At 62.5% G+C, this 7970-nt stretch carries 7 protein-coding genes; all 7 read left to right on the forward strand.

All coding sequences use genetic code 11. The features are described 5' to 3' along the window. A partial coding sequence (locus VLU25_05720; GenBank protein ID HSR67421.1) for a DUF3526 domain-containing protein occupies positions 1-714 on the forward strand: 714 nt, incomplete at its 5' end. Between the two features lie 126 nt (positions 715-840). Then, positions 841-1125, forward strand: a complete 285-nt coding sequence (locus VLU25_05725) for a BrnT family toxin (protein ID HSR67422.1) — start codon at positions 841-843, stop codon at positions 1123-1125. After that, positions 1100-1303 (forward strand): hypothetical protein, encoded by a 204-nt coding sequence (locus VLU25_05730; GenBank protein ID HSR67423.1) that lies wholly within the window; start codon positions 1100-1102, stop codon positions 1301-1303. Before VLU25_05725 ends, VLU25_05730 begins: the two co-directional genes overlap by 26 nt. Positions 1304-1578: 275 nt before the next feature. After that, positions 1579-2178, forward strand: a complete 600-nt coding sequence (locus VLU25_05735; GenBank protein ID HSR67424.1) for a hypothetical protein — start codon at positions 1579-1581, stop codon at positions 2176-2178. Then, positions 2108-2800 carry a hypothetical protein gene (locus tag VLU25_05740; protein ID HSR67425.1) on the forward strand — a complete coding sequence of 231 codons (693 nt, stop codon included), beginning with the start codon at positions 2108-2110 and terminating at the stop codon, positions 2798-2800. Before VLU25_05735 ends, VLU25_05740 begins: the two co-directional genes overlap by 71 nt. An 803-nt stretch (positions 2801-3603) precedes the next feature. Continuing rightward, positions 3604-4995, forward strand: a complete 1392-nt coding sequence (locus VLU25_05745; GenBank protein HSR67426.1) for a tetratricopeptide repeat protein — start codon at positions 3604-3606, stop codon at positions 4993-4995. Between the two features lie 109 nt (positions 4996-5104). Further along, the gene (leuS, locus tag VLU25_05750) at positions 5105-7660 is read left to right on the forward strand and encodes a leucine--tRNA ligase (GenBank protein HSR67427.1); all 2556 of its coding nucleotides are present in this window, start codon (positions 5105-5107) and stop codon (positions 7658-7660) included. Positions 7661-7970 lie beyond the last annotated feature (310 nt).

A 7970-nucleotide genomic window follows, 5' to 3' on the forward strand; every position in this document is an offset into this window, starting at 1 on the left:
CAGGAAGGCTTCGCTCAATCCCGCTGGGAGGAGTACAAGCAGGGCACCCAGGAGCGCTGGAAGGAGCGCATGCGCCAGAACCAGGGACTCAGCGACGAGGAGCGGGCAGCCGCCAACAAGCAGCGGATGCAGCAGTGGATGCTGGAGGACTCCCAGCTCCGTTCCAAAGTGCAGGAAGAGATTGCCGCCTACCAGCGCCGCCTCACCGAAGAACGCCGCAACCAACTGGCCCTCCAGGAACGCCTGGCCTTGACCCTGGCCCGCGTCTCTCCTGCGGCGGCCTTTCAGCTCACCGCCATGAACCTGGCCGACACCGACATCCACCTCAAGCCGCGGGCCGAGGACGCCATGCGCAGCTATCGCGACGAGTTGCTGGAGTTGGCCGAGGAAAAGGCCGGCAAGCAGGGCGATGCCATGGGGCACTCCATGTCCTTCTCGTTCACCACCCGCTCCGCGCCTGAGAAGGCGGATGGCGATGAGGCGGCCCCGCAGTCCTCGGAGGGTTCGGCAAAGCCTTTCCGCATGAGCTTCTCAGGGGGCGGCCAGGACTCGCCCACCCTCAACCCTGCGGAGGTGCCCGCCTACGCCCCCCCCAAGCGCACCCTGAAAGAGGCCGTTGCCCCCTCCATCATCGACCTGGGCCTCCTCTCCCTCTACTCCCTGGCCGCCTTCGCCGGCGCCTTCCTGGCCTTCCTGCGCTACGATGTCAGGTGAACAGTGGTTCTCAGGGACGGGTTTTATTCGGCTTCCGTGGCCGGCTACCAGATGTGATAAGCTTTGCAGCCTTTGGCGAAGGACTGCACCGCAGTCAGAACGTATCCTCTCCCGAGGTTGAGTGTTGTGGATTTTGAGTGGGACCCGGCGAAAGCCCGTGCCAATGAAAGCAAACATGGTGTTTCGTTTTTCGAGGCGAGCCAAGTCTTCGGTGATGATCATTCCTCATCCTTCCGCGACCCCGATCACTCGATAGGCGAGAGTAGGTTCTTGATTTTTGGACTGTCGAGGCGAGGCAGGCACATGGTAGTATCCTACGCAGAGCGGGATGATCGAATCCGACTGATATCGGCACGAAAGATGACCCCTCGAGAGAGAAGAGTCTATGAGCAACGAAGAAGACACCCTTAGGGACGAGTATTCAGAGGATTTGATCAAATCAGGTGTCCGCGGAAAGTACGCGAAGCGATACCGTGAAGGCACTAACGTTGTGTTAATCGATCCAGACCTGCGGGAAGTCTTTCCAGATTCGGAAGCCGTCAATCGCGCTCTTCGTGACTACCTTTCGAAAAAGGAGACCGCAGGTTAAGTCCCCACGCAGTTTCGCGCCCGTCGTCCGACAAAGAAGGGCGGATCCATGTCGTCTTCAATAGCCTGCAGGAGTTTGCCCGCGAAGCTATCCATACCGTCGCGGAACTTCGTCGCTATCTAGAGCAGAGCGCGAAGGCTGAGGATAGTGGAAGCGAAGAAAAAGGCAGCAAGACCGGCGACAAGGCAGAGGGGGAGGGGAGAGAGAGTAAGGGTGCACCACCGGTTTCGGCAAAGTATCGCGATTGGTTGGTCCGCAATTATGGACGGGTGGAAATGGAGGGGTACGATCGCAGGACCTCGGGAAACGTTCAACTGAAGAGTGTTTATGTGCCGCTGACTGTTTCTGGCATGCAGAACAGGGAAGAGGTGGTAAAGCTCAGGAGCCGACGGCTGCGACTAGCGCATGCCTTGCTTCTGGATCTTGTGGCCAAACAGAATCTAGCGGTCTCAGGGGCAACGGGGTCGGGGAAATCTAGGTTTTGCCGCTGGGTGGCGATCAGGGCGGCGGGCGGACCTGCCATGGCGCAGCCGGTGGCGCCGCCGGAGGAGTTTGTTGAGACGTGGCCGAAGGAGTTGAAGGGGCGTTTGCCGCTGTTGGTCCCGCTGCGGGACTTTTGGGGTGAACTGCCCTCGAAAAAGGCGGAGCTCTCAAGGGGAGAACTGGAAGCGGCCCTGCAATCGTGGGTTGCCAGCAAAAAGCCTGACGGGCTGAGTTGGGATGACGTAGAAGCCCATCTGAAGGAAGGATCGGCAATGATGATCTTCGACGGCTTCGACGAGGTGCCGCCTTCGGACAAACGGAATGGGCGGGAGTGGTCTCCCAAGGAGCTGCTGCTTTCAGGCTTGCGGGACGCCGTCGAGGAAGGCCCGTGAAACCCTGCTTTCCAATAGCGGGCTGCTGGTTTCGAAAGGGAAGAGGAAGGCAGAATTCTACCATCTCTCCTTCCAGGAATATCTGGCGGCTCAGAGGATCTTCGGGCTGAGCCGGGAAGGCTTCGCCCGGCTCTTTCAGCAGCGCTCCCAGGTTTCGCAGTGGGCCAATACCCTGTCCTTTCTCTTCGCCGAGATCTTGAGCCAACCGTCCACCGAAGCCAAGGCGGGAAAACTGCTCAAGCGCCTGATCGAAGAAACCGACAGCAAAGACTTGGCCATGCTGTCGGTGATCGGGGACTGCCACGAGATCATGGAGAACCGGGGCAAGTCGTTGCCGGAGGCCTTGACCGGGCAATTGCGGGAGAAACTCCGCAAGGCCGTGGAATGTGGAGAAGGTCCGCTCGAACAGCGTCTCGAGGTCGGATTGGCGTTGGGGCGCGTGGGCGACCCGAGGGTGATCGATGACTTGCGTGATCATGACAGCGAGGAAGCTTGGGTGTGCGTCCCCGCAGGTGTTTACAAGGTCGGCGAAGGAAAGGGTATCCACGAATTCGAAGTCGAGCGGGATCTGATGTTCTTCGCGCTACCCGGTCACCAACAGCCAGTTTCGGAGGTTTGTTGAAGAGGGCGGGTATGACGCGGACGTAGTAGAGGCCGAAGTCGCCGTGGCCCAGGTCGGTCCAGAGGTGGGCGGCTTTCAGGAGGGCGCAGGCGAGGAGGTTTTCGTAGCGGGCTCCGGGGTCATCCAGCAGCGACCAATCCCACAGGTAGTGCTTGGGCTCCTTGCGCAGCGAGCGGGCCACGTTCTTGTACCAGGGACGCAGGGTGAAGCAGTAGTAGAGGCTCTCCAGGATGCTCAGCCAGCGCTTGACGCTGTCCTGGGAGGCGTCGATCTGGTTGGCCAGGGTGGCGTAGCTGGTGAGCTGTCCGGCGCGGTGCCAGATCAGCCGGGCCAGGGTTTCGACCTTGGCCACTTCCTGGACGCGGGTCAAGTCGCGCAGCTCCTCGCGGAAGAGCTGCTGGTGGCGCAAGCGTCTCCATCGGTTGGTGAAACGGTCGTCCTGGCGGGTGAGGGGTTCGGGGAATCCCCCGTGGCGTAGAAAGGCTTGGTAGATGTCATCGTCGATGGGCTTCGGCGGGCGTTGGCCCGGCGGCTCGCCCGGATCGGGGCTCCATTGCCTCCTCCTCTGACCAAACTACGGCGAATCGTGGAATGGTCATGACTATTCTACGATTTATCACAGAATGGTCAAGACCATCGGCGGTGAACCACTTTCCATCAATCACAGACGCTGCTCACCTATTGATCTCAGAATCGCGTGGTCCTTGAATCCAGCAAGGCCAACTGTTCGGGCTGAAAGGTCTTCCCTTTTGGGCGGGGCGTCCGCTATGCTAGGGGCTCAACGCAATCGAATCCATTTGGGAATGTTTTTCAAGCGACGCAGGCCGGAGCACATAGATAACGGGTTGGACCCCCGCGGCGAGGCTTTGTGGGATGAGTTGCGCCGCCGGGTGGAGGAGGAAGAGGGATTCTTGTGGTGCTTCATCTCCACGGCGTCCCCTCCCGCCTCAGACCTGTTCTTGCGACGCTTTCAGAAGCTGGCCAAGAGCCGCAAGCAGAAGGTGTCGCTGAAGGAGACTGCCCTGCCTTCGCGGCTTCCCAAGCTGGCCAAGTCTCTGGTCAGGGGACGCTGGGTCAGGCGCTACGACTATATCTGGATTCAAGTCTCCGAGAGCGTCCGCGATCAGCACGAGGGCGAGTGGCTGGAGGCCTGGAGGGAGACGCTGCGTTTTCTCTCCGCCCGCCGGCAAGAGTTGCAAGGACGCTTCCGCGGGATCATTGTCTCCGGTCCCGCCGAGATGCAGCAGTGGCTTCCCGAAGCCATGCCCTCGGTTTGGCGGCTGCATCCCATGACCATCGATCTGCGTCCCTCCTGGCTGCAACGGGCGGTGCCGGACGACCAGAGGGAAGAGGTCCCCGACCAGGACCCTGCCAGCGACGAGGAGTCTCAGGGCGCCGTTGCCGAGGCTCCCTCGGAGGACGCGGCAGTCAAGCCGGGCCGGCGTTTGCGGGAAGCGCTGGAAGCCTATCGCAGAGGCGACCTGGGACGGACGGTGGAATTGGCCCGCCAAATCGACGAGTCGAGGGCCGGCGCCGGCCGTCGGGCCGAGGCCTATGCCTTGCGGGCACGGGCCGAGCGGCAGGCCGGACGCTACAGCGATGCCGCCCGGCACATCGACCTGGCGCTGAGAACCCTGGAGTCCGAGGAGCGCGGCGACCTGTTGCGCTGGTACGACCTGGCGGGACGCATCGCCGTGCGCCGTCAGCGCCTGGACCAGGCCCTCGACTACTACCAGCAGGCTCTCGAAATCGCCCGGCGCAGGGCCCGGGACCAGGCCGGACCCCCGGCCCAACGCTGCCTTTCAGTCATCCTCAACCGTCTCAGCGAGGTGCAGATGCGGCGGGGAGAGAGCGAGAGCGCACGCCGCCTGGGCCACGAATCCCTCAAGATCAGGCAACAGCTCGTCGAGGACGCCGAGCAGCCCAGCCCAGCCAGCCTGCGCGACCTTTCCTATTGCTTCTACCTGCTGGCCATGCTGGAGGAATCGGAGGGCCGGCTGGAGGAATCCCTCGACCACGTGCGCGAATCGTTGATCCTCGACCGCCGTCTCAACGAGCAGCATCCCGGCCCCGATTCGCGCCGCAATCTGGCGGCCACCTTGAAACTGGCCGCCCACCTCAAACATCGCCTGGGCCATAACGGAGAGGCCCGCCGCCTGCGCCGCCAGGCCGAGGCTCTGCAACCCGGCAACTAGCGGCCGACTTGCCCGGAAGATGTCTTACTTCGGGGTCCTGCGGCATGTTATTCTTACCAGTCGTTATGCAATAGCATCCAGCTTGAAAGAGAGCCCAGAGGGCAGACCAGTGAGCGCCAACCGTTACAACCCGGCTGAAATCGAACCCAAGTGGCAAGAGGAATGGGAGCGCCGCAAAGCCTTCCGCGTGTCCAACGATCCTGAGGACCTGCGGGGAAAGGCCAAGTTCTACATCCTCGACATGTTCCCCTACCCCTCGGGCGCCGGTCTGCACGTGGGCCACCCCGAGGGCTACACGGCCACCGACGTGGTGGCGCGGATGAAGCGCATGCAGGGCCTCAACGTGCTCCATCCCATGGGCTGGGACGCCTTCGGGTTGCCCGCGGAGCGGGCCGCCGTCCGCGAGAACATCCATCCGGCCGAGATCACCCAGCGCAATATCGACAACTTCCGCCGCCAGATCAAGCGGCTGGGATTCAGCTACGACTGGGACCGCGAGATCTCTACTGCTTCGCCCGACTACTACCGCTGGACCCAGTGGATCTTCCTCAAGCTCTACCAGAAGGGACTGGCCTACATGGCCGAAGTGCCGGTCAACTGGTGTCCGGCTTTGGGCACCGTGCTGGCCAACGAAGAGGTCAAGGACGGCAAGTATATCGAGACCGGAGACCCGGTGGAAAAGCGGTCGATGAAGCAGTGGATGCTCAAGATCACCGCCTACGCCGAGCGCCTGCTGGACGATTTGGAAGAAGTCGACTGGCCGGAAGGCGTCAAGGAGATGCAGCGCAACTGGATCGGCAAGAGCCAGGGCGCCGACATCCGCTTCGAGGTGGCGGGGACGCAGCACGCCTTCGAGGTCTTCACCACCCGTCCCGACACCCTGATGGGGGCCACTTACTGCGTGTTGGCTCCTGAGCATCCGCTGGTGGAGCAGATCGTCAGCGACGAGCGCCGTGAGGTCGTCGAAGAGTATGTGACACAGGCCAAGCAGAAGTCCGACCTGGCCCGCACCGATCTGGCCAAAGAAAAGACCGGAGTCTACAGCGGGGCCGACGCGGTGCATCCGGTCACCGGCGAAGAAGTTCCCATCTGGATCGCCGATTACGTGCTCATGACCTACGGCACGGGCGCCATCATGGCCGTTCCCGGACACGACGAGCGCGACCACGAGTTCGCCCGCCAGTTCGGCCTGCCCATCGTCGAGGTGGTTTCGGGCGGCGCCAAGCCGGTTGAAGAAGAAGCCTTCACCGACAACGTGGAGGGCACCCTGGTCAATTCCGAGTTCCTGGACGGACTCGAGGTGCCGGACGCCATACGCCGCATGACCGAGTGGCTGGAAGCCGAAGGCAAAGGACGCCTCAAGGTGCAGTACCGCCTTCGCGACTGGCTCTTTTCGCGCCAACGCTACTGGGGCGAGCCCTTTCCCATCCTGCACGCCGAGGACGGTGAGGAGATTCCCGTCAGCGAAGACGACCTGCCGGTGGAACTGCCGCCGGTGGACGAATACCGTCCCACCGAAGACGGGCGTCCGCCCCTGGCCCGGGCCTCCCGGGACTGGCTGACCGTCACCCTGCCCGACGGACGCAAGGCGCGCCGGGAAACCAACACCATGCCCCAGTGGGCCGGATCGTGCTGGTACTACCTGCGCTTCATCGACGCCCAAAACGATCAAGCGCCCTGGGACAGGGAGCTGGAGCGCTACTGGATGCCCGTCGATCTCTACATCGGCGGCGTCGAACACGCCGTCCTGCACCTGCTCTACGCCCGCTTCTGGCACAAGGTGCTCTACGACTGCGGATGGGTTTCCACCAAAGAGCCCTTTCAAAAGCTCTTCAACCAGGGGATGATCCTGGCCTTTTCCTACCTGGACGAGGACGGCAAGTACCACCATCCCGACGAGGTGGAAAAGGCCGAGGGGCAGTGGCGCGTGAAAGCCGGCGGCAAGCCCGTCAGCGAACAGATCGAGAAGATGAGCAAGTCCAAGCTCAACGTGGTCAATCCCGACGACGTCATCGACGAGTACGGCGCCGACGCCATGCGTCTCTACGAGCTCTTCATGGGTCCGCTGGAGCAGGTCAAGCCCTGGCAGATGGACGGGGTGGAAGGCGTCTACCGCTTCCTGGGACGGGTCTGGCGCCTGGTGGTTGACGAGAACAGCGGCGATCTGTCGTCCACCATCGCCGATGCGCCCGGATCGAGCCAGATGGGGCTGTGGAAGACGCTCCACCGCACCATCAAGAAGGTCAGCGAGGACACCGAAAATCTGCGCTTCAACACCGCCATCTCCCAAATGATGGTCTTCGTCAACGAGGCCACGGCAGCCCCGGCGGTGCCCAAGGAGACGCTGCACGTCTTCCTGCGCCTGCTGGCCGCCTACGCCCCCCATCTGGCCGAGGAGCTGTGGCAGCGCCTGGGCTTTGAAGGACTGGCCTCGCTGGCCCCCTGGCCCGAGTACGAGGAGGCCCTGTGCGCCGAGGACACCATCACCATCGTGGTGCAGGTCAACGGCAAAGTCCGCGACGAAATGAAGGTTTCGCGCGAGACCGACAAGGCCGAGCTTGAAGAGCGCGCCCTGGCCTCGGAGAAGGTGAAAAAGCACCTGCAAGGCCGCGACCCCAAGCGCGTCATCGTCGTCCCCGGCCGCCTGGTCAACGTGGTGGGCTGATCCCAGGAGTAGCAGGCCCTAGTGCTGCCGGTCATAAGTTCTGAGCCAGGCCGTCGTTTTTGTCCCTGGAAGGGACAGATTCGCCAGCCCAGCGACTGTGTTAGAAGTCAAGTCCGGGCTCGCTGAAGGCGAGCGATTCGCCAGCCCAGGGTCAGCCCCGGCGAGCGCAAGCGAGACGGCGGCGCCACCCTGGGTTTCAGACGGCAAATGTGCAAACGCTGAAAGCGTGGGATAACGCCACAGGGTGGCTCAGAACTTTGACGCACTGCACTAGGCAAAGAAAGGTGGGAGGCGCATCCTGGGGGCGGTT

This window comes from Acidobacteriota bacterium (assembly GCA_035471785.1).
Lineage (GTDB): Bacteria > Acidobacteriota > UBA6911 > RPQK01 > DATIPO01 > JANQFM01.